Raw genomic sequence first — 21,915 nt, 5'->3', positions numbered from 1 at the left:
GTTTTTTGTATACTTATCTTTTATCATATCAACATCCTATCCCAGTCCATGACACTCCAGCCAATCCATCAAAAGCGGCTTTTCTTCCCGGATCCTGTGCGCCCGGATCCGGAACGCACCAATAGTAAACAGAGTAAATACTGCCGCCAGGATCAGAAGATAGACCAGACATCCCCGGATACTTTCCCCGCCGCTGATGGTACTTCGGAAAGCCTGTACGGTATACGTAAAAGGTACCCATCCATGAAGGGCCGGCACGAAGCTGCCGGAAACTTCCAACGGGTAGGTCCCGGCCGATCCCGCCAGCTGTACCACCATAAAGATCAGCATCAGAAAGCTTCCTGCCTTCCCGAACAGATCAGTAAAGAAATACATAATAGACATAAATGCTACAGAAGCCACACAGGCTGTCAGAATGGTTTCTCCCCATCTGGCAGGTGCAAATCCGTCAAATAGATGGAGCGCGCCCAACATTACCAATGCCTGCAAAACTGCTACCGTATAGAGAACTGTAGCCTTGCTGCGCCACCATGCTTTTCCGGAGCGTAATTTTCCACTGTAGCTGTTCAAAGGATACATCAGACTAAAGGCAATGCAACCGACCCAAAGTCCCACTGACATCATGTAGGGAGCCATCGCGTGTCCGTTATTGGGCATATCTGTCATCTGGCTTTCTCTGGTATCCACCGGAGCCGCAACCATCTCCGCTGCATTATCACCTGTGTTGGCCTTTCTAACCTTATCTGCCCCCTCTTTTAACCCTGAAGCCAGAGCGTCTGCTCCATCCTGTACCTTTAAAAGCCCTGTACTAAGCTGCCCGCTTCCGTCTCTTAACTGTTCTGCGCCTGTATGGATCTTTTCTGCTCCTTTGGTAAGCTCATTCGCACCGGTTACCAGCTTGGGAGATGCTCCATTTAGCTGTTCTGCTCCGTTCGCCAGAGAGGCGGATCCCTGCTTCAATGACTTGATGCCATTTTCAGCCTGCTGTGCGGATGCAGCAAAAGTTTCCATCCCTGATGCAAGAGCGGCGCTTCCGTCTGCCGCCTGATCTACCCCCGCTGTATAAGTCTGCACGCCGTCTGCCAGCGCAGCCGATTTTTCTTCCAGTACCTTCGCCTGCGATGCCAGCGTCTGCAGCCCTTCTGTTGAATTCGATGCCGCCGATAAGAGATCCCCTGCCTGGGAAAGCGCAGTCTGAGCCTGGGAAACCTGACTGCTCATAGTCTGAGCGCTTTGATAATTAGCCTGGGCTTCCTGAAGCGCTTGCCGGGCCAGCGCTGCCAACTGTTCTGTATCTTTCGCCTCCACGGCTGCTTCGATCTGTCCTGCCAGATAGGAGGGATCCGCTGCAGCCGGCGCCCCGCCGAGTGCAGCGGAAGCTTCCTTCATCTGCTGCGCATAACCTGACAGATCCGAAGAAGCAGGTATCTGGGAAAGGGCTCCCGAAAATGCAGCCATTCCTTCACTCAGCGAACGGGCTCCATCTGTCAGTGCCTGAGATTGTCCGTGGCTTTCTCCCACAATGGCCTGCAGTCCGTCATTCAAAGTATCTGCTCCGTTTTTCAGGCTCCCAGCCCCATCTGAAATCTGTCCGGCAGCATCGGCCAGTTTCCCTGCCCCCTCGTCCAGCTCCCTTGCGCCGTCTCCTGCTGCCTCTACCCCTCGGGTATATTCCTTCAGCCCTTCTGTCAGGGCCTCTCCTCCGTTTTGAAAGGTCAGAGTACTCTCCGCCAGAGTCCCCAGATTTTCTGCCAGCCTGTCACTTCCGGAAACCGCTTCTTTTGCGCCGTCTGCCAGCTGGCCGCTTCCATCCGCAGCCTCCGCCATCCCGTCTCCGGCCTCTCTGATACTGTCAAACATGACTTTTGCATAAACGGTAGTCACTTTCTCCCGGACCGTGTTTTCCATACTCTTCATCGCCGTTTCGCTCATTTTAGAAGCAATATAATTAGTCCCCGGGTTCGTCTCATAAGAAAGTTCCATTTTTTTCGGATTTTCACTTGTAACAGTGGCCGCATTTGCCGAAAAATCTTCCGGGATCGTAATCACCATGTAGCATTTCCCGTCTGCCAGCCACTGTTTCGCCGTTTTTTCATCTGTAAAACGAAAATCCAGAGAATCGTCCTCTTTTAGCTTCTCCGTCAGTTCCTCCCCGATCTTCATCTCCTTCCCTTCATAATAAGCAGCCTGATCCTGATTGACCACTGCAACAGGAAGCTGGTCTGCCTTTCCATATGGATCCCACATAGACCCCAAAAATAAGGTTGTGTAGATAGATGGGATCGCGATGACTGCAATAACCACCAATAAAAGTATTTTGTTATGGAAGAGCTTCTTCCACTCCTGTCTGACCATGTTTATTTTCCCCTTTCTGTCAGTTGAAAGACATCATTTCTATTAATAGACATTATGTTGATTTTTAGAACCGATTGCATTATACTGAACAAAAGAAAAGGAAGCAACCATCAGATATGGGAGCCAACGTCGGATAATCGACACATCTCTGTTCCCATGTCGGTTGTTTATGAAATTTTAAGAATCTGTGGAGGGAAAAATGAATCCAAAAGACAGAAGAGTCCGGAAAACCAAGACACAACTGGAAAATGGGCTTGCCGGACTTCTGCGGGAAAAAGCGATTAATGAAATCACTGTAACAGAACTGACCGAACGGGTTGATATCAACCGCTCAACTTTCTATCTTCACTACCGCGATATTTATGATATGATGGAAAGCATTGAAAACGAACTGGTGGAAAAGATCGAGGAGCTGATCCAGGCACGCCCGGTCAGCCCCTTCGGAGAAAACAGTTTTCCTTTTATTGAGGACATCTTTGCCATTCTGGCAGAAAATAAAGCGATCTGCGCCGCGCTTTTAGGTTCTAACGGAGACATTGCCTTTCTCCACCGGATCGAAGCCATCTTGTCAAAACACAGCCTGAAAGTACTCGAAGCAACATTCCCTGACCGGTCAGATGACCTTAAGTACTCTTACGCTTTCTGCCTCTCCGGCTGTGTCGGCCTCATCAAGACCTGGCTGGCTGCCGCCTCCCCGGAAAGCCCGGAGCACATGGCAAAGCTGACATTCCGGCTTATCACGAACACCTTAAACATCAAATCCTGATTAATAAATTTCTTTCGCATCCACAGGAAGCCGGCTGACATGATCCAGATAAGTTCTGGAATTTTCAGCCTCTTCTTCCTGATAGGGAAACCCCAGATTTTTCCCCACCTCTCGGGCCACTGTATCAAAAAGGGTGCACATCTCAAAAACGCTCTTCCAAATCGCCACTATTTCTCCCGCCGGATAAGTACGCAGATAGCTTTCATAAACAGCTCCGGGAAGATATTTCCGCAGATATTTTCCGCCTTTCCCCACACTGATTGAAAAATCATATTCTATACCTGCTTTCCAGCTGATTACCTGAAACAGCATGGGGCGAATCACGAAATCCAGCATTTCCATTACATAAGGGATTTCGTCTCTCCACAATCCCTTTGCCACGTTATTCAGGCACCACCAGAATTCATTACAAACAGCCCGGAATTCTTCCATGGAGGGCTTTTTTACCCAATAAGCCCTGTCTGATACTTCATCCGGTACCGGCAGACATTCTACTTTATCTAAGAGGATCTGATAAGGTTCTTCCTTTTTCATCTGCTCTTTCACATACGGCAGCGTACACACATGCAAATCGAGGCGATTTCCGTCAACAAACTGCATCAGCCAGCCGTAGCAATGATCCTGGTTTCCCGAAGCCCAGAATCCATCGTCCGGATACTGCATATACAGCCGTTCTCCAAATCGGTCGATCCACCTCCTGTCTTCAATAAATGATCTAGTCTCTTTCACTACATACACCAGGTCATAATCCTGAAAAATATCTTTGGGAACTCCAGGTACCGTCCTTGATCCTTCCAGATATGCAGCCAGGATTCTTTCGTCTTCTCTGGCTGTAGATATCAGCAGATCAAACATTTCCTTTTCGCTACGCATGGTATCCTTGATACTCCTTTCCATACATCTACCTGCTGTTTTTAAGATCCGGACGGCGCCTCCTGGCGCCGTCCTACAGATCAAACAGTGACAGCTGATTGGACTCCGGCAGATCACCCAGAAGCCCCAGATCTCCCATATAATCGATCACTGTCTTGCTTGCTTTGGTCCGCTGGCGGAAGTCGTCCCTGGACAGATAGGGTCCGTCCTTGGCCGCCTCTTCTACCGCTTCCGCCGCTTTTTCACCCATGCCGTCGATACTGACAAAGGGGGGCATCAGTTTTCCGTCGATGATCTGGAACTTGGTCGCCTTCGCCCGGTAGATATCAATGGGCAGGAATTCATATCCTCTGGCATACATTTCCTGTACGATATGCATATCCTTCATAGTGTCCTGTTCCTTCTTACTCAGGGAATTAGACCGTCTGTTATAATCATCGATATATTTCTGCAGGACTTCTTTTCCCTGGCACATGATCTCATAGGAGAAGGCATCGGCACGGATTCCGAAATAGGCTCCATAATAGGCCAGCGGATAATTGATCTTACAGTACGCGATGCGGTATGCCATCATTACATAGGCTGCCGCGTGAGCCTTGGGGAACATGTACTTGATCTTTTCGCAGGACCAGATATACCAGTCCGGCACGCCATGCTCCGCCATGTCTTTCTTAAAGTCCGGCCACTCCTTGCATTTTCCTTTTGCCACGGCTCCCTTCCGGACTCGCTCCATAATGGTAAAGGATTCCTCACTGTCCAGGCCCTGATTGATCAGATAAGTCATGATATCGTCACGGGTACAGATGGCCGTGGAAATCGTGGCTTTTCCGCTGCGGATCAACTCCTGGGCATTGTTCAGCCACACATCCGTCCCGTGAGACAGTCCGGAGATCCGGATCAGATCGGAAAGGGTCTGTGGCTTGGTGTCTACTACCATCTGGATAACGAAATCCGTTCCAAACTCCGGAATCCCGAGACACCCCACCGGGCAGCCGCCAATGTCGTCCGGCTTAATGCCAAGAGCCGAGGTGTCGTGAAATAAAGACATCACGCCGGGATCGTCCAGAGGGATCTTCGTTGCTTCAAACCGGTGGTCCGTTTCATTGTATTCATTATCCATAGCCGGGGAACTGATATACTCTTCCAGTGTCTTGATCATGGTGGGATCATCGTGTCCCAGAATGTCCAGTTTCAGCAGGTTATGGTCAATGGAATGATAATCAAAATGGGTGGTTACGATGTCCGTCGTGGTGTCATTGGCCGGATGCTGGACCGGCGTAAAAGAGTTGATCTCCTCTCCCAGCGGCAGAACGATGATTCCGCCCGGATGCTGTCCGGTACTCCTGCGGATCCCGGTACATCCCTGAACGATCCGGTCAATCTCGCAGTTTCGTTTTCCCTGTCCCCGTTCTTCATAATAATTCTTCACATATCCGAACGCGGTCTTGTCCGCCAGGGTGGCAATCGTCCCGGCCCGGTAGGTCTGTCCGGCTCCGAAAATGACCTCCGTGTATTTATGAGCATTACTCTGATAATCACCGGAAAAGTTCAGGTCAATATCCGGCTCCTTATTTCCTTTAAATCCCAGGAAGGTCTCAAAGGGGATATCAAAACCGTCCTTTGTAAGCGGCTCCCCGCAGACCGGACACAGCTTATCCGGCATATCCCAGCCACAGCCTCCCGCATAGGCCCTGACTTCTTCGGAATCAAAGTCGCTGTAATGACATTTTTTACAGTAATAGTGTGGGCTTAAGGGATTGACCTCTGTAATTCCCGCCATGGTGGCAACAAAAGAAGATCCTACGGATCCCCGGGAACCTACCAGATATCCGTCCTCATTGGACTTCCACACCAGCTTCTGGGCAATGATATACATGACCGCAAATCCATTGGAAATGATGGAGTTCAGTTCTCGTTCCAGACGTTCCGTTACCACCTCCGGCAGCGGATCTCCATACATGGAATGAGCTTTATTGTAGCAGATTTCTCTTAACTGCTTATCCGAATCCGGAATCACCGGCGGACACTTATCCGGCCGGATGGGCGTGATCTTCTCGATCATGTCTGCAATCTTATTCGGATTCTCGATGACGATCTCTCTGGCTTTCGCAGAACCCAGATATTCAAATTCCTCCAGCATCTCGTCCGTGGTATGCAGATACAGAGGCGCCTGTTCATCGGCGTCCGAAAAGCCTTTTCCTGCCATAATGATCCGCCGGTAGACTTCATCCTCCGGATCCATAAAATGTACGTCACAGGTAGCCACCACCGGTTTGCGAAACTGCTCTCCCAGCCGGACGATCTTCCGGTTCAGATTCCGGATATCCTCTACAGAATTTACATTTCTGATCCTGTCGCTTTCGATCATAAACCGGTTATTTCCCACCGGCTGGATCTCCAGATAATCATAAAAGCTGACGATCTTTGCAATCCTGGCATCAGACTTTTCACTCAGCAGAGCCTGATAAAGTTCTCCTGCCTCGCAGGCGCTTCCCACCAGCAGGCCTTCCCGGTATCTGGAAAGTACACTTTTCGGGATCCTGGGTCTTCTGGCATAATACTCCAGATGAGACTTGGAGATCAGGGTATACAGATTCACCCGCCCCACTTCATTGCAGGCCAGGATGATCACATGATACGTGGGAAGTTTTTTCACCACATTTTCACTCTGGGTCCCGAAATGATTCAGCTTCGTCAGATCGTGGATCCCTTTGTCCTTTAACATGTGTGCAAATTTTACAAAGATCTCTGCGGTCGCTCCCGCGTCATCCACCGCCCGGTGATGATTCTCCAGCGAAATATTCAAAGCATTTGCCACAATGTTCAGCTTAAACTTGGACAATGTGGGCAGAAGCATCCTGGCAAGCGCCACGGTATCCACAGAGGTGAAATCCGGCATCAGGTCCAGATAGCGCATATTCTGCTCCAGAAAGCCCACGTCAAAGGACGCGTTGTGCGCCACCAGCACCGCGTCTCCGATAAATGCAAGGAATTCCGGAAGCACTGTTTCTATGCCGGGTGCGTCCATCACCATCTGATCCGTGATACTGGTCAGTCTGGTGATCTCAAAAGGAATCGGGATCCCCGGATTTACAAATGTACTGAACCTGTCGGTAATTTTTCCCTTTTCCACTTTTACAGCCCCGATCTCAATGATCTTGTCTTTTATGGGGCTGAATCCTGTGGTCTCCAGATCAAACACCACATAGGTCCCATCGAGAGACTGACCCTTCTCATTGACGGCCACATCTGTCAGATCGTCTACCAGATAGCCTTCCACGCCGTAAATCACCTTAAAGGGATCCTCTTTATCCAGACCCTCTATGTAATGGTTGGCGTCCGGAAACGCCTGCGCCACTCCGTGATCGGTAATCGCAATAGCCTTATGTCCCCAGTCATGGGCCCGCTTTACAAGATCTTTGACTTCAGAGACCCCGTCCATATCGCTCATTTTGGTATGGCAGTGAAGCTCCACCCGCTTTTCCGGCGCCGTATCCTGCCTGGACTGGGTAAAATCACTGATCTTGCGGATCCCGGTAACAGAGACGATCGTCAGTTCCCGGTCAAATTTGTCAATCGCCGTCACTCCTTTGATCTTCAAAAAAGCGCCAGGCTTTACTTCTGCCAGGATTTCCGGCAGCCGTTCGTTTTTTACAAACATTTTGACCATGATCGTATCTGTAAAATCTGTCACCGCATACATTACGATAGTTTTTTCATTGCGGATCTCCCGGGTATCAAAACTGATCACCTTTCCGTGAATCGTGATCTCTCCCATTTCTGTCACTACCTGGGAAAGTTCAATGGGATCATCGTCAAAATCGGTGCCGTAAATCAGATTCGGATCTGTACTCTGCTTTTTCGCGCCAAAATAGGAACTTTTGTAATTGCTTCTTCGTCCTTTTTCACCGGAGAATGTATGGGGAACCGCACCGGATTCCTTCTTTTCTTCCTGCTTTCTGGCCTCTTTTTCCTCCCGCAGCGCTTTTCGCTGCCTGCGGATAGCGTCTACCTCCAGTTCTAACTTTTCTTCATTATACTTCAGCTTGCTGTCTGTCGGCTCTTCAAAGACTACGCGCACTTCAATCGGTCGATGGAACCGCTCATTAAACACTTCCGTCAGATACCGGGTCAGGGACTCTCTTCTGCCCTGCGCCACAATGGTATCCGTCATTTTCAGAAGCAGGATATTTTCTTCTTCAAAAGAATAGTTCCCGCTCTGAAGCATATTACGCTCTACCACACTTTTTTCATTCAGCTCCAGAAGCAGGCTGTCATAATATTCCCGCATCAGATTCTCCGGAGTATACTGCCCGGACAGCTCATACTGTTCCACCACCTCTACACGGATCCTGGTCCTTGCAAACAACTGATCCTTCAGAATGTGTTCGATCTCATAAATATGCTGTTTCTGGATCAGGTGACGGCTGAAAAGGTGGACGCGGATAAAGTCCCTGGTGGAATTTGTTACTACCCGGGTCACCTTCGTGGCTTCAAAGAGCATCCACAGATCATCATTCAATTTTAAAGTAGGAAATACTTCAAAAAATGGTTTACTCATTCCAGTGCAGCAGCTCCTGTCTTAATGTTTCCAGCAGTTCCTCTTCTTTTACTTTCTTTACGATCTCGCCTTTTCTGATCAGCAGTCCTTCGCCGACGCCCCCGGCAATGCCGATATCCGCTTCTTTCGCCTCTCCGGGGCCGTTGACCACGCATCCCATCACAGCTACCTTCACATCATCCAGCGGAATATCTTCCACCATATCCTGCACCTTATTGGCAAGGCCGATCAGATCAATCCTGGTTCTTCCACAGGTAGGACAGGACACTACTTCAATACCGCCTTTTCGAAGCCCCAGTGTCTTTAAGATCAATTTGGCTGACTTAATCTCTTCCACCGGAGAACCGGTTAATGATACACGGATCGTATCCCCGATGCCCTGAGACAAGATCAGACCCAGTCCGATAGAGGACTTGATATTTCCTGCCAGCAAAGTGCCGGATTCTGTAATCCCCACATGCAGCGGATACGGGCAGACTTCCGCGATCCGCTCATGGGCGCGGACGCACATCATCACATCCGAAGACTTAATGCTGACTACCAGCTGGTCATATCCCATGTCTTCAATCATATGGACCTTTTCCAGCGCACTCTCCACCAGCCCTTCCGCCGTAACTCCTCCGTATTTTTCCACCAGATGCTTTTCCAGAGAACCGCTGTTGACGCCTACCCGGATGGGAATCTGATATTCTTTCGCCTTATCCACCACGGCCCGTACCCGGTCTGCATCTCCGATGTTCCCCGGATTGATCCGGATCTTATCTGCTCCGTGCTCAATAGCTGCAATTGCCAGACGATAATCAAAATGAATATCTGCCACCAGCGGAATATGGATCTGCTTTTTGATCTCTACAAGGCTTTCCGCCGCTTCCATGGTAGGAACCGCGCAGCGGATGATCTCGCATCCTGCCTTTTCCAGCGCAAGGATCTGCGAAACAGTTGCCTCTACATCCTCCGTTCTGGTGTTGGTCATGGACTGGATCGCCACCGGACTTCCGCCCCCGATGGTCCGTCCCCCGATCCGGATCTTTCTGGTATCCTCTCTTGTAATCATGGCCATCTCTCCTTTTCGTTCAAAAACCCCGCAGTTTTCGTGCGGGGTACCTTTCCGTTTTTACTTTTTGATAAATACAAACTGCTCGCCATATTCGCGTTCTGCAAGCGTCAGCTCTTCCTGATCCACACTATAGTCAAAAGAAGTGGTCACCTGGCTGACTGCATTCTCCAGCATCTCTTTTGTGTACAATCCGTCTGAGGCGTCCGCCGCCTTCTGAAGTTCCTCTTCATTGCTTAATATGGTGATCGTCTTTTCATCCGTATCCATAGTATAGGTCATGGGGATATCCACCGTGCCGCCTTCTGCAAATTCCGGAAGGACTACGGTCAGATCCCCGCCGCCCGCCACATCCAGCTCCAGACTGCCGTCTTCATTGACCCAGCTTCCTTCCAGCGGATTGGTCGTAAAAAGTTTGGTCAGAAGAAAAATCGCTATGATCACGATCAGCGCGGAGGAAACCATCGTCGTGATCCTCCAGATCCTGCTTCGTACTGCTTCGTCTCTTTTTGCAATCATATATATGGTATCCTTTCGGTATTCTTTCTCATTTCTTACATTATATAGTCTTTCCATTCCAGTGTCAACGTCGGCAGCCTCCCCCGCCGCCCCGGCCTCTATTCGGGCACTTCGACCACCAGATAATATCCTTTTTCTGTCTTTTCAATCTTCCGGATCCGTCCTTTTCTTGCGCGGATCCTGTTTCCGGTCCGATAGATCCCGGACATTGCTACTGAAGGTTCCACCAGATAAGTATACTGTCCGGTGACAGCGCTCCTTTCACTGATCTCCACCTCCTGGCCTTCTTCTACCAGGCCTTCCCGTTCCATTTTAAACCTTTCCAGACGCATATCAGCCCACTCCTTTTTATAATTCGTTCCAATTTGGAACACTTCACGCAACACTTTGTTGATATTAAGCACATCCTGTGTTCTTTATTGCCACAATTGGTAAAATATACCAAAACACGAAGGAGGAGCGAGAAATCATGTCATTTGCCGAAAAGCTGAAATATCTGCGGGAGCAGAATGAAATGACACAGGAATACGTTGCCAGCAGGCTGAATGTTTCCCGTTCTACCATTGCAGGCTACGAAACAAAGAACCGCCAGCCATCTCATGAAAAGCTGACGGCGCTTGCCGCTCTCTTTCAGGTGTCTGTCGATTATCTTCTGGACAATCAGACAGATATCGTTCAATTATCTCCTTCGCGCACCCCGCTTCCGGACGCATCCGAGACGGATCTGCTGGTCAGATATCAGAATCTTTCACCCAGATCCAGAATGGAGATCCTGGATTTCATGCAGTTTCTTGAATTCCGCGACCAACAGAAATCCTGAAGCCACTTACGTCTTATTCTTTTACAAATCTGTGATAAATATAAGCATTTGCCTCTTTTTCTTCCTGGTCATCCAGCGGAGCAAGTTCTGCGCTTCCGTATTTTCTTTCCAGCGCTCTTTTTAACAGCCAGTCGCAGACCTCCGGATTCTTCGGAAGTAACGGTCCGTGCAGATAGGTGCCGATCACATTTTTGTAGACCACGCCTTCATATCCGCTCTCCCCGTCGTTGCCATACCCGTAAAGAACTTTCCCAAACGGCTGATTCTCACCGATAAAAGTTCTTCCGCCGTGATTTTCAAATCCTACCACTGGCATATCGGTCAGTTCGCTTTGGAGAACAATGTTGTCAATCAGACGGCCTTCTCCCTGTTCCGTATAAATATCTACCAGATGAAGGCCCTCGATCACACCGTCTTCCGTCTTATAATAATTTCCAAGAAGCTGATAGCCGCCGCATACTGCGATCACCACGCCTCCGTCCTCTACATATTCTTTGAAATCCTTCTGGATCTCCTGGAGATTTTTGCAGACGATCGCCTGCTCCCTGTCTGAACCGCCTCCCAGAAGTACGATATCCAGTCCGGAAAAGTCAATCTCATCCCCGGTATTAAATTCTATCGTCTCTGCCTCGATCCCTCTCCACCGACATCTTTCCATCATGCAGGCAATATTTCCCCTGTCCCCGTAAAGATTCAGAAGATCCGGATAAAGATGTCCGATCACGATTTTCTTCTGTGTATCTCCCATTATCCGTTTTCCTCCAGTCTCTTTAATATATTTCTGGTGCCAAAAAGCGCCGTGTAATTTACCAGCACATATAAGTTTCCACATCCGTCTTTGACACGTTCCCGGATCGCCGTCTCTACATCCGCCTCCAGAATGGAGGAAATATTTACATATTTCAGCCGAAGCCGCATATCCTGGCACCGGATGCCGCTGACCGTAACAGAATGGATGTTGTCCTCTTTAAAGCGGTCAAAATCCACATCCCACAGCCAGGAAACATCGATACCGTCCTGGGCGTTATCATTGATCAAAATAATGATATCTTTCTTAGAAGGATCCTGCATCACGGCAGAGATATTCTGGTTGAATCCTGCCGGGTTTTTCGCCAGGTTCAATACAACCTTTGTCCCTTTAATCTGAAATTCTTCCATCCGTCCATTCTCCGGATGAAAATTCTGCAGCATCTGATTAAAGTGAACGGGGTTGATCCCTCCGGTCCGAACAGCCGCATAAGCCGCAAGAATATTGTATACATTATAGAAACCTTTATAATTTGCAAGGATTTTCTCTTCTCCCACCGTAAACGCAAGGGTATCGCCCACCTCTACGTTTTCCGCGTCAAAGTCAAGCTTAGGGCGGCAAAAGTCGCATCCGGTGCAACTGTAATCCCCAAGCTGGCTGTAATGATAAAAATTATAATGAAGCAGAGCTCCGCATTTTTTACAGAACCGGCCTTCCCGGATCTCATGGGACTGACTGTCGTCCATGACCTTCTGCCCGATACCGTAAGTTACATAGGGGTTGCCGCTGTCCATGGCAAGAAATGCAGACAGCGCATCGTCTCCGTTCACGATCACCTTCATCTTTGGCGCGCTTTGCATCACTTCTTTTAAAATATTCATGGTAATATCAATCTCGCCGTACCGATCCAGCTGATCCCGGAAGAGATTCGTAAGCACCATATAATCCGGCTTAAAATGGGGAAACACCCTGCGGGTAGACGCTTCATCAATCTCAATGCAGGCGTAGTCCGCCTTCAGATTTCCCGACCATCCGGCAGCCAGGGCAAATGCCGCCGCCACTCCGTTTAACATGTTAGATCCGGTATGATTACAGATCACCCGGTATCCTTCTGCTTCCAGCGCCGCGCACAGCATATTGTTGGTCGTCGTCTTTCCATTGGTCCCGCAGACAATATAGATATCCTTTTTCACCTGTCCCGCCAGGGTCCGCAAAATCGACGGATCCAGCCGGAGCGCGATCTTTCCCGCCCAGGTTACCCCCTGACGGTGAAAGATATGCACGCTGATTTTTTCTGCCAGTTTTGCCGCCCACACGGCGATCATCCTGCGTAGTCTCATAATCCCTAAGCTTCCTCAATCATTTTCGTAATATTTTCCGGCTCCGGCATAGAGCGGATCGCGCCCTTCTTCATGGTGATCAGGGCAGCGCCGGCATTTGCATAGGTCAGGATTTCTCCCAACACTTCCTCATTCAGGCCCTCCATACCATGAGTCAGAAGTCCGTGGATCGCACATCCGCAGAAGGTATCTCCTGCGCCGGTTGTCTCAATGGCCTTCACCGTAAATCCCTTCTTTTCCACCCGCAGATCCTGATAGTAGGCCCGGCTTCCTTCTTTTCCCATGGTCAGGAAGATCAGCGGAATATGGTAGGTTTCCTGAAGGAAGCGGATCCCTTCATCATAATCCTCTTTTCCTGTTACAAACTGGATTTCGTTATCCGATATTTTCAGCATATCACAGTACCGGAATCCGTACTCCATCATCTCTTTCGCCGTATCCAGGCTGTCCCAGAGCGGAGGCCTTAAATTCGGATCAAAGGTGATCAGACATCCGGCCTCCTTTGCGGTCTCAAGCGCTTTTTTGGTCGCAGTCCTGACCGGCTCGTCTGTCATGGACAGGGTTCCAAAATGGAAAACCTTTGACTTGCGGATCAGATCATAATCCACCTCATCTGCAGAAAGCATCATATCCGCCCCCGGCTTCCGGTAAAACGAAAACTCCCTGTCGCCATCCGGAAATGTATGTACAAATGCAAGAGTGGTATGGATTTCCCGATCGAGAAGCAGGCCTTTTGTCTCAATTCCCAGTTCGTCGATGGTATCTCTTAACAGACGGCCAAACTGATCTTCTCCTACCTTACCGATAAATGCGGTCTTTCTTCCCAGCTTATTCAGCATCGCAAGCACGTTACAGGGCGCGCCTCCCGGGCAGGCTTCAAACAGGTTGTTCCCCTGATCGCTCTGACCATTCAACGTAAAGTCGATCAACATTTCGCCCATAGCTGTTACATCATATACTTTTTCCATACCCTAATCTCCTTATCCACTTTTATTTTTTATTTTAGCATATCGCCTGGAAAATGAAAACCAAAGGGCTAACGCTCTTCCATATATTTTTTCAGCGCCGCAAACAGGGTTGCCATTTCTTCTCTGGTTCCGACTGTAATGCGAAGATAATCCTCGATCCGCCTGCTTCCCCAGAACCTGACATAAATATTCTGCTCCTTTAAATATTCAAACAACTCTTTTCCACTATAGCGGGAATGTCTGGCAAAAATAAAGTTGGCCCTGGAATCCGTAAATGTAAATCCCATTCCTGCAAGCTCTTTCTTTGCCCACTCTCTGGTTTCGATAATCTTCTGCAGGTGATCTTCAAAATATGCCCGGTCTTTCACCGCCTCCGCTCCGCAGATCAGAGAAGTCTGATTCATCGTATAGGAATTAAACGAATACTTGGCGTCATTGAGATACCGGATCAGTTCCGGATTGCTGATCGCATAGCCGATACGCATCCCGGCCATGGACCGGGCTTTTGAAAATGTCTGCACTACGATCAGATTATCATATCTGTCGATCAGTTCCATGGCAGACCGGCCTACAAAATCCACATATGCCTCGTCCACTATTACAACCACATCCTGGTTGTGAGCGATAATATCCTCCACCTGGTCAAGTTCCAGATAGATTCCTGTGGGCGCATTGGGATTTGGAAAGATCACGCCGCCATTTTCCGGATAATATTCTTCTTTCCGGATCCGGAACTCCTCATCCAGCGCTTTGCATTCATAGGGGATCCGGTAAAGATCCGCCCAGACTTTATAGAATGAATACGTCACATCCGGGAAAAAGATGGGTTTTTCAGAGTTAAAAAAGGTCAGGAAACACATGGACAGAACGTCGTCCGATCCCACTCCCACAAACACCTGATCCGGACTTACCCCGTAAAATTCCGCCAGAGCGTCCACCAGAACTTCCGCCGTCGGATCCGGATAAAGTCTAAGCCTGCCGGAGTCCAGTTCTTCGAGAGCTCTTGCCACGCCCGGCGCCGGAGGATATGGATTTTCATTGGTATTCAGCTTGACCACCCGCCCCTGCGGCTGTTCTCCCGGAACATAAGGTTCTACCTTCCGTATGTTTTTTTCAAATGCCTTCATACTCCACATCCTTTTTAGAAATATTTCTTTGCCAGTTCCCGGAATTTCGGAAGTGCGTTCACAATGGTTTCATAAGCCACACAGTAAGCCAGACGCACATACCCCGGACACCCGAAAGAACTGCCCGGAACCATCAGGATGTGGAATTCCTTTCCGTCGGCGCAGAACTGTTTCTCGTCTTCGATCGGAGACTTTACAAACAGATAAAATGCACCTTCCGGCTTAATACATGCAAAACCGCATTCCTTTAGCCCGTTATACAGAGTTTCCCTGTTTCTGTCATAAAAGCCGATATCTGTCTTTTCATGAAGACATTTTGCCACCAGTTTCTGCTGCAGAGTCGGCGCATTGACAAAGCCCAGGATCCTGGTTGCCACATTGGCCGCTGCTTTCAGGTCTTCGCTGTCTGTCACCTCATCCGGAATAACCAGATACCCGATCCGTTCTCCTGGCAGGGACAGCGATTTGCTGTAGGAATATCCCACAATCGTATTTGCGTAGTATTTTGTCAGATACGGCACTTCCACTCCGTCATATACCAGCTCCCGGTAGGGCTCGTCAGAAATCAGATAGATATCCGTTCCATATTCCTTCTGCTTCCGTTCCATGATAGCCGCCATCTCTTTAATGGTCTCTTCAGAATATACCACGCCAGTCGGATTATTGGGGGTGTTTACGATCACAGCTTTGGTCTTTGGAGTGATCTTCTGTTCAAATTCCGCAAGTTTTGGCTGGAACGTCTCGGTATCCGGCGAGATTTCCACCAGAACGCCGTCATAATTATTGGTATAGGACCGGTATTCTCCAAAATACGGGGCAAACACGATAACTTCATCCCCCGGATTGATCAGAGACTTTAAGATCACGTTCAGTCCTCCTGCAGCCCCCACCGTCATAATGATATTCTCTCCTGCAAATGTTGTACTGAACCGTTCATTTATGGATTCCGCCACTGCCTCTCTGACATCGGCATATCCGCTGTTGCTGTTGGTATATCCGTGAAGCACCACCGGATCGCTGTCGCTGACCAGTTCAACAATCGCGTTCTTTACCGCTTCCGGAGCCGGGACGTTGGGATTCCCCAGACTGAAATCATAGACATTTTCAGCGCCGTACAGCTTTGCCATACGATTCCCTTCCTCAAACATCGCCCGGATCGCCGAGCTGTTGGCTACCATATTTTTCATCTTTTCAGCGATCATTTTTTCTCTCTCCTTTTTCTTTATGTCTGTTGACTTGTATCACTCTTTTTCTGTAACCTTGCCCTTTTCTACCAGGAATACCGGCCGGTAGGAAAGCTTGGCCTTCCGAAGGCCCTCCGCCCCGGTATCTTCCTCCCGGTTCACATACTGGTAAGCCATGCATTCATGCTCCACAAACTGCTGATTGATCATAGGATAGGCTCCCTGGATATCAGCAAACGCTTTCTCTATATGAACCACAAAGGTGTCCGGACAGATCGGTTCTCCGATCGTAAATGCCACTACCTCTCCGTCTATCCTAAGAATTCCTCCCGTCAGCTTCAATTCTTCAAACAAACGCAGAGAATTTAAGGTCACGCAGATCTCTCCACGTTTTTCCGGATCGTCCTCGCAGCCGTTTTCATTTCTCCATTTGAGCGCCATCTGGAAACAGTCTTCCAGATTGTCCTTTGTAAGTTTTTCATAACTCCAGCGGCCCTCATAGAGAGATTTAAATTTATTAATGTGATTTCGTTTTCCGTGCAGTTTCTTCCCCGCCAGGGTCGCAAGCTTCTCACTTTCATACACATAATCCGCGCTGTCACGGTCGTACTCGATCTGAAATCTGCCGGGATACCATTCCTCCAGCTGCGCGAAATATTCCGGAGTCACATTGTAGAGAGCAAATGGCCACCCTTTTTCTTTGCTGTATTCCATCAGTACTTCCAGGGCTTTTTTCACCTGCTGCGGTTCTCCCGCCGGGTATGCGTAAGACAGATGGGTCTCATCCTCACTCTTGAACACCAGCGCGTCCTCCACAACCGCCCAGGTTACCGGGTATTGCCGCGACCAGAGATATACGTTCGCAAAGGTTCTCTCGCAGCTTCTGCTGGTGTGATGTTCAAAATAATGGGTAATGATCTCCCGGTCGGCAAGCTCCGGTCGTTTAAACGGTATTTCTGTCATAAATATTCTACCTTCTTTTCCTTAACATTCGTAATTGCCTGTATACCTTCCATAGTATAACATATTCCCGTTCTTTTTTTCTATTTTTTTCGTCCGCTTCTTTCCTCTCCTCTTTTTCGCTCTTCTTCGACCGCCTTCCTCTGATTCTTCCAGCAGATATTCTGATCCTTCTGCATCTGGTACGCGATCAGTTCCGCGCTCCCCAGATCCTCCTTAAACATATCCACTGCCTGAATCTGGTAATTCTCATACGTCTTACAGTAGTAAACACCTTGTTCCGGACTGATACAGCAGGAATAAGTGGTAATATCGTTTCTTCCCTCTTCTGTTCTGACAGAACCTCTTACCATCCCGACTCCGTCCAGGATGTGAAAGAACTGTGTGACATCTCCATATTTTCCCTTGCTGCTGACAGAATTCCACCGCAGGAACACTGCCTTTATAAACCGTGACGCTGGTGAGAAATCCCCTGGAAGTCCGAAACTTCCCAAGCCCTGTCCAAAAGGTTTTAAGTCCAGTTCTTTGCAAAACTGGTTTGTGGGACTCTCTGAAGTTAAATTCAGATACTGCTTTACATTTTCCATGTGAAAAGGGAACGGCGGATTATTGGTCAACACTCCATAAGGGTTCTGATTAATATGAAGGCCATCTTTCATTGGCTCTATTACATAACAAGTCTTCCGGTCGGCCAACATCCAGTGCAGCGGAGCAGTCGGCATTGTTTCTGCAAATGCTTTTCCTGTGACCACAACCTTCCTCAGGTATTCTGCCGCATCTTCCGCATTGGAAAACCTCCGCAATATCCACGGGATTATTTCATAGGATGCTATGTTTTCTTTTCCAGTAGTTTCCTCATGGTACACCGCATTTTCAGGAAAATTTAATCCTGCCATACAAAGGCCCTTTTCATTGGCCGCCTCCGCATACAGAGGATAGCGGTCTGTGATATTCGCCATTCCGATCATAGCAAAATGATTTTGCCCATCCTCATTCCCTTCAAAAGAGAAACGATAATTTCTCGGCGTTATAACAATCTGTTCTCCAAAAGAATATTCCAGATCCAGGTTCCTTCCAAAGTAAAATTCATCCGTCTGATAAGTCATACATGTACACATAAATAAGCTGTGCTCCTTTCTGTCTACTATCATAGACGATTCCCGGAAATATTACAATTCATTCTCACAGAAGAGATTTCTCCTTGGCTTTTCAGAGAAAAAGCAATACAATGGAAGAAAATAGATGGTCCAGAAAGTGAAGCATGACAGGGAGGTGTCACTGGAGTATATGAAGATATTTGAACGGGAGCGTCTGATACGTGAGGACGGTTATGCAAGTGGCAAAGAAGCGGAGTTGGTAGAGATCATCCGACGGAAACAGCAGAAGGGCCTTTCTGCAGATGACATCGCAGAATGGCTGGAACTGAATAAGGAGTATGTTGAAAAAGTAATGAAACTCGAGGAGTTATCATGATCAAAGTAACGTATATCGGTCACAGCGGCTTCTGGATGGAATGGCCGGACTGTATATGGCTGTTTGATTATTACGAAGGAAAACTTCCGGACGTTCCACCAGAGAAACCTTTATACATATTTGTATCCCATTTCCATGCAGACCACTTTAATCCTGCCATTTTTCAGATTCAAGCTCATGCGGGTGCGACTTATATTCTATCTCACGATGTTCTTCGCCACAGGAAGATCTCTCCGGAAGAACTTCCAAAGAATCTGTATACCATGCGTCCCGGCCAGGAACTGTCTCTCATGAATGGACAGCTTCTGATCCGTACGCTGCACTCTACGGATTTCGGCGTGGCATTTCTGGTACGGTTTCATGATAAATGGATTTACCACGCCGGAGATCTGAACTGGTGGGTGTGGAAAGAAGAAACCAAACAATACAATCATAATATGACTGCTAATTTTAAAAAATATACTGCACCGTTAGAGGGAATGGAACTCTTTGCGGCTTTTCTTCCTTTAGATCCCCGCCAGGAAGAATGGTATGACAAAGGCTTCTTATACATCCTGGAGCACACAAAAACGGCTCATGCCTTTCCCATGCATTTCTGGAAGGACTATGAGATGATTTCTACATTTCTCGCTTCTCCAAAAGGCAGCCTTTATAAAAAGCAGGTCGTTCCATTAAGATCCGAAGGGCAGGAGACGATCCTTTAACTTAGATTTATAACAGGAGATAACATGAATCCATCTACTTACGAAAAACGCAGGAAAAGAATTTTTGAAATCATTGAGGTCGGCACAGAATATGACTATGTCAGCAGAATCTATGATTTTTTTAATGCATTCTGCATCATTTTGAATCTTGCAGTCAGTATTCTGTACACGTTTGATAATTACCGGGAACCATATGGCGCCCTTCTCTCCGCAGTGGAAGAAGTTACAGTCGCCCTGTTTATGATCGACTATATCCTGCGGGTATGGACCGCCAAATACTTATATCCGGAGCTTCCGCAGTGGCGGGCTGTGCGGCGTTATGTCTGTTCCTTTACCGGTCTTGTAGATCTGTTGTCTTTTTTGCCCCAGTACCTTCCCTTCTTTTTCCCGGAAGGCGCTGTGGCATTCCGTATGCTGCGGATCGTGCGGATCTTTCGTCTTTTCCGCATCAATGCCTATTATGACTCGCTAAGTGTGATCACAGATGTTATTGCAGGGAAGAAGCAGCAGCTTATTTCCTCGGTTTTTATAATTTTGATGTTGATGATCGGTTCCAGCCTCTGCATGTACAGTCTGGAACATAAAGCACAGCCGGATGTCTTTACCAACGCCTTTTCCGGCATCTGGTGGTCCGCATCCACATTGCTGACTGTCGGCTATGGAGATATTTATCCCATTACCACCCTTGGTAAAATGTTCGGAATCTTTATCACCTTTCTTGGCGTAGGCATGGTTGCTATCCCGACCGGTATCATATCTGCAGGATTCGTAGATCAATATTCCCGGATCAAACGAATCGCAGAGATCGGTCCGGAGGCAGATATCCATTTCATCAAAATTCATCTGACAGAACAAGATTTCTGGCCCGGACATACAGTAGGGCAGCTGAAACTTCCGGCAAGCGTTATTGTTTCCGCTATCCAGAGGGATGGCCGGATCCTGGTACCAAGAGGGAATATGATGCTTCATGCGAACGATGTGCTGGTATTGGGCGCCGAATCTTTTAAAGACGATAAACAAAAAATTAAACTAAAGGAAATTTCCCTTTCCGTCAATCATCCCTGGATCGGAGAACGCATCCGGGATCTGGATATTTCCCGCCACTCGATCATCGTACTGATCAAGCGGCGGGGTAAGGTGCTAATTCCGAATGGAAATATGATCCTGCGTGAACGGGATGTGGTAATTATCTATACACAAACCTTTATTCCTCATGCGGAAGAGATTGAGTTGTAGCAGCACGCCGGACAAACATGATCAGACCGGCTGCCGCTGTTAAAAGTCCCAGCATGGAAAAGGCTGCCAAAATGGAGAACTTTTCCGCAGCCATTCCAGCCGCCGGACTTAAAAGCACCATGAATATGCTATAAGCCATACTTCCCACCGATACCATGGTAGCTCTGGAACTGCCGGAAAAATCTTTTTGGTTTTCAGCCTCTGTACGAAGCATGATCATTTCACCGATACAACGGGCAGCGCCGGCTCCTGCTACAGAAACGACCAGAGAATTTCTTCCGCTCAAAAAGAGGAAGATCCCTGTCAGAATTCCACCAGCCAGGTAAAAGAACCGGAGAGACATTCTTCCGGTTTTTTCTGTCAGCACAGCTCCGGCCATGGAACAAAGAGAGATCAAAAGCAGCGGAATACCGAGAAATCCCGGTTCCAGTCCGGTCTCCACCAGATGGTCCTGAAGCAGCATGTAGACCACATACACAGCCGCGGATATAAGGCCGGAATATGCCATACGCCAGGCAGTCTCCGGGACTTTTCGCAGGAATGCAGCTGTTTGAAGAAAATGCGCTCCGATTTCCCGAAACAGGTCGGCAGGTGTCCGGCTTTTTCCGAAAGTTCGTTCACTTTCCATTGCTTCTTTCAGAAAAGATGCACAAAAGGCACATAAAATCCCCTGCAGGATCGAGAGAAAATATGCTTTTTGATATCCGATAGCTACTGTTACAATACTCATCAGATTCGCAAATGCAAAGAGCCCTTCATACAGAAAATCCTGTCTGGAGGCTACTTTGAGATAGTTTTTTTCTTCTCCCTATGGTATCTGAAACCATACCGCTTGGAATCTCAAAGCACATGCTTACCGCATGAAAAACCCCTTCTGCGATTCCAACCTGTGCAAGAGAAAATCCCCGTTCCAACAGAAAAAAGACCCACACAGCATCTACAATCTGCAGGCCACTGACAATTTCATATAAATATAATCTGGAAATTTGTTTTTTGATATTCATAGCATTATCCTTTCATCGTCATTCATAAAATCAAGAATAATGCCCATTTTAGAATTACAGATCATAATGACAGATTTATCTAAAAATTGGCGCACTTATAGCCTGAACATCAAAAAAACTGCCTTTTTGAATCATCAAAAATGGTGTTTTCCAGCCCATTTGTACGCCCTCCTTATCAAATCTGTGTATAGTATAGCATAACTCCCGGTGTTGTTACAAGCAA

20 protein-coding genes are annotated in these 21,915 nt (G+C 48.1%); 5 read left to right on the top strand and 15 right to left on the bottom strand.

Annotation, left to right across the window (positions count from 1 at the left end):
* Nucleotides 1–36: 36 nt before the first annotated feature.
* A complete protein-coding gene (locus ABGT54_RS02645) occupies nucleotides 37–2,355 on the bottom strand; it encodes a YhgE/Pip domain-containing protein (protein WP_346662713.1) in 2,319 nt (772 codons plus the stop codon).
* Nucleotides 2,356–2,554: 199 nt separating this feature from the next.
* Here ABGT54_RS02645 and ABGT54_RS02640 point away from each other — a divergent pair, with 199 nt between their 5' ends.
* Nucleotides 2,555–3,121, top strand: a complete 567-nt coding sequence (locus tag ABGT54_RS02640) for a TetR/AcrR family transcriptional regulator (protein WP_346662712.1) — start codon at nucleotides 2,555–2,557, stop codon at nucleotides 3,119–3,121.
* Here ABGT54_RS02640 and ABGT54_RS02635 read toward each other — a convergent pair whose 3' ends face one another.
* The 5 genes from ABGT54_RS02635 to ABGT54_RS02615 all read right to left on the bottom strand — a co-directional run bounded on the left by ABGT54_RS02635 (nucleotide 3,122) and on the right by ABGT54_RS02615 (nucleotide 10,460).
* Nucleotides 3,122–4,018, bottom strand: a complete 897-nt coding sequence (locus ABGT54_RS02635) for an aminoglycoside 6-adenylyltransferase (protein ID WP_346662711.1) — start codon at nucleotides 4,016–4,018, stop codon at nucleotides 3,122–3,124.
* Nucleotides 4,019–4,067: 49 nt separating this feature from the next.
* Nucleotides 4,068–8,555 carry a PolC-type DNA polymerase III gene (locus ABGT54_RS02630; protein ID WP_346662710.1) on the bottom strand — a complete coding sequence of 1,496 codons (4,488 nt, stop codon included), beginning with the start codon at nucleotides 8,553–8,555 and terminating at the stop codon, nucleotides 4,068–4,070.
* Nucleotides 8,548–9,606, bottom strand: coding sequence for a flavodoxin-dependent (E)-4-hydroxy-3-methylbut-2-enyl-diphosphate synthase (ispG, locus tag ABGT54_RS02625; RefSeq protein WP_346662915.1), 1,059 nt, complete (start codon nucleotides 9,604–9,606; stop codon nucleotides 8,548–8,550). The genes ABGT54_RS02630 and ispG overlap by 8 nt, the downstream gene beginning before the upstream one ends.
* Before the next feature lie 63 nt (nucleotides 9,607–9,669).
* Nucleotides 9,670–10,128, bottom strand: a complete 459-nt coding sequence (locus tag ABGT54_RS02620; protein WP_346662709.1) for a hypothetical protein — start codon at nucleotides 10,126–10,128, stop codon at nucleotides 9,670–9,672.
* Nucleotides 10,129–10,226: 98 nt separating this feature from the next.
* Nucleotides 10,227–10,460 carry a hypothetical protein gene (locus ABGT54_RS02615; RefSeq protein WP_346662708.1) on the bottom strand — a complete coding sequence of 78 codons (234 nt, stop codon included), beginning with the start codon at nucleotides 10,458–10,460 and terminating at the stop codon, nucleotides 10,227–10,229.
* A gap of 137 nt (nucleotides 10,461–10,597) precedes the next feature.
* Here ABGT54_RS02615 and ABGT54_RS02610 point away from each other — a divergent pair, with 137 nt between their 5' ends.
* Nucleotides 10,598–10,948 carry a helix-turn-helix transcriptional regulator gene (locus tag ABGT54_RS02610; RefSeq protein ID WP_346662707.1) on the top strand — a complete coding sequence of 117 codons (351 nt, stop codon included), beginning with the start codon at nucleotides 10,598–10,600 and terminating at the stop codon, nucleotides 10,946–10,948.
* Between the two features lie 13 nt (nucleotides 10,949–10,961).
* On the opposite strand, the gene ABGT54_RS02605 is transcribed toward ABGT54_RS02610, so the two are convergent.
* From ABGT54_RS02605 to bsh, 7 genes are all read right to left on the bottom strand, one after another.
* Entirely contained in the window at nucleotides 10,962–11,696 is a 735-nt protein-coding gene (locus tag ABGT54_RS02605; RefSeq protein ID WP_346662706.1) for a glutamine amidotransferase, read from the bottom strand.
* Complete coding sequence (locus ABGT54_RS02600; RefSeq protein ID WP_346662705.1) at nucleotides 11,696–13,036, bottom strand: MurT ligase domain-containing protein; 1,341 nt, start codon at nucleotides 13,034–13,036, stop codon at nucleotides 11,696–11,698. The genes ABGT54_RS02605 and ABGT54_RS02600 overlap by 1 nt, the downstream gene beginning before the upstream one ends.
* Before the next feature lie 5 nt (nucleotides 13,037–13,041).
* A complete protein-coding gene (locus ABGT54_RS02595; protein WP_346662704.1) occupies nucleotides 13,042–14,004 on the bottom strand; it encodes a carbohydrate kinase in 963 nt (320 codons plus the stop codon).
* 68 nt (nucleotides 14,005–14,072) lie between these two features.
* Nucleotides 14,073–15,131, bottom strand: a complete 1,059-nt coding sequence (gene hisC / locus ABGT54_RS02590; protein WP_346662703.1) for a histidinol-phosphate transaminase — start codon at nucleotides 15,129–15,131, stop codon at nucleotides 14,073–14,075.
* Nucleotides 15,132–15,145: 14 nt separating this feature from the next.
* Nucleotides 15,146–16,333 (bottom strand): pyridoxal phosphate-dependent aminotransferase, encoded by a 1,188-nt coding sequence (locus ABGT54_RS02585; RefSeq protein WP_346662702.1) that lies wholly within the window; start codon nucleotides 16,331–16,333, stop codon nucleotides 15,146–15,148.
* Between the two features lie 39 nt (nucleotides 16,334–16,372).
* Complete coding sequence (locus ABGT54_RS02580; protein WP_346662701.1) at nucleotides 16,373–17,278, bottom strand: phosphatidylglycerol lysyltransferase domain-containing protein; 906 nt, start codon at nucleotides 17,276–17,278, stop codon at nucleotides 16,373–16,375.
* Nucleotides 17,279–17,358: 80 nt separating this feature from the next.
* The gene (bsh, locus tag ABGT54_RS02575) at nucleotides 17,359–18,393 is read right to left on the bottom strand and encodes a choloylglycine hydrolase (protein ID WP_346662700.1); all 1,035 of its coding nucleotides are present in this window, start codon (nucleotides 18,391–18,393) and stop codon (nucleotides 17,359–17,361) included.
* A gap of 124 nt (nucleotides 18,394–18,517) precedes the next feature.
* Here bsh and ABGT54_RS02570 point away from each other — a divergent pair, with 124 nt between their 5' ends.
* The 3 genes from ABGT54_RS02570 to ABGT54_RS02560 are packed head-to-tail and all read left to right on the top strand — an operon-like array spanning nucleotide 18,518 to nucleotide 20,688.
* Nucleotides 18,518–18,748 (top strand): hypothetical protein, encoded by a 231-nt coding sequence (locus ABGT54_RS02570; protein WP_346662699.1) that lies wholly within the window; start codon nucleotides 18,518–18,520, stop codon nucleotides 18,746–18,748.
* The gene (locus tag ABGT54_RS02565; protein ID WP_346662698.1) at nucleotides 18,745–19,452 is read left to right on the top strand and encodes an MBL fold metallo-hydrolase; all 708 of its coding nucleotides are present in this window, start codon (nucleotides 18,745–18,747) and stop codon (nucleotides 19,450–19,452) included. Before ABGT54_RS02570 ends, ABGT54_RS02565 begins: the two co-directional genes overlap by 4 nt.
* A 24-nt stretch (nucleotides 19,453–19,476) precedes the next feature.
* Nucleotides 19,477–20,688, top strand: coding sequence for an ion transporter (locus tag ABGT54_RS02560; protein ID WP_346662697.1), 1,212 nt, complete (start codon nucleotides 19,477–19,479; stop codon nucleotides 20,686–20,688).
* On the opposite strand, the gene ABGT54_RS02555 is transcribed toward ABGT54_RS02560, so the two are convergent.
* Nucleotides 20,657–21,418 (bottom strand): hypothetical protein, encoded by a 762-nt coding sequence (locus ABGT54_RS02555; protein ID WP_346662696.1) that lies wholly within the window; start codon nucleotides 21,416–21,418, stop codon nucleotides 20,657–20,659. The two genes, ABGT54_RS02560 and ABGT54_RS02555, sit on opposite strands and share 32 nt — an antisense overlap.
* A 25-nt stretch (nucleotides 21,419–21,443) precedes the next feature.
* A complete protein-coding gene (locus tag ABGT54_RS02550) occupies nucleotides 21,444–21,692 on the bottom strand; it encodes a hypothetical protein (RefSeq protein WP_346662695.1) in 249 nt (82 codons plus the stop codon).
* Nucleotides 21,693–21,915 lie beyond the last annotated feature (223 nt).

This window comes from uncultured Merdimonas sp., from assembly GCF_963929015.1.
In the GTDB taxonomy this organism is placed as follows: domain Bacteria; phylum Bacillota; class Clostridia; order Lachnospirales; family Lachnospiraceae; genus Merdimonas.
The sequence above is the reverse complement of the archived record's forward strand: the minus strand, read 5'-3'. Positions and strand labels throughout refer to the sequence as shown.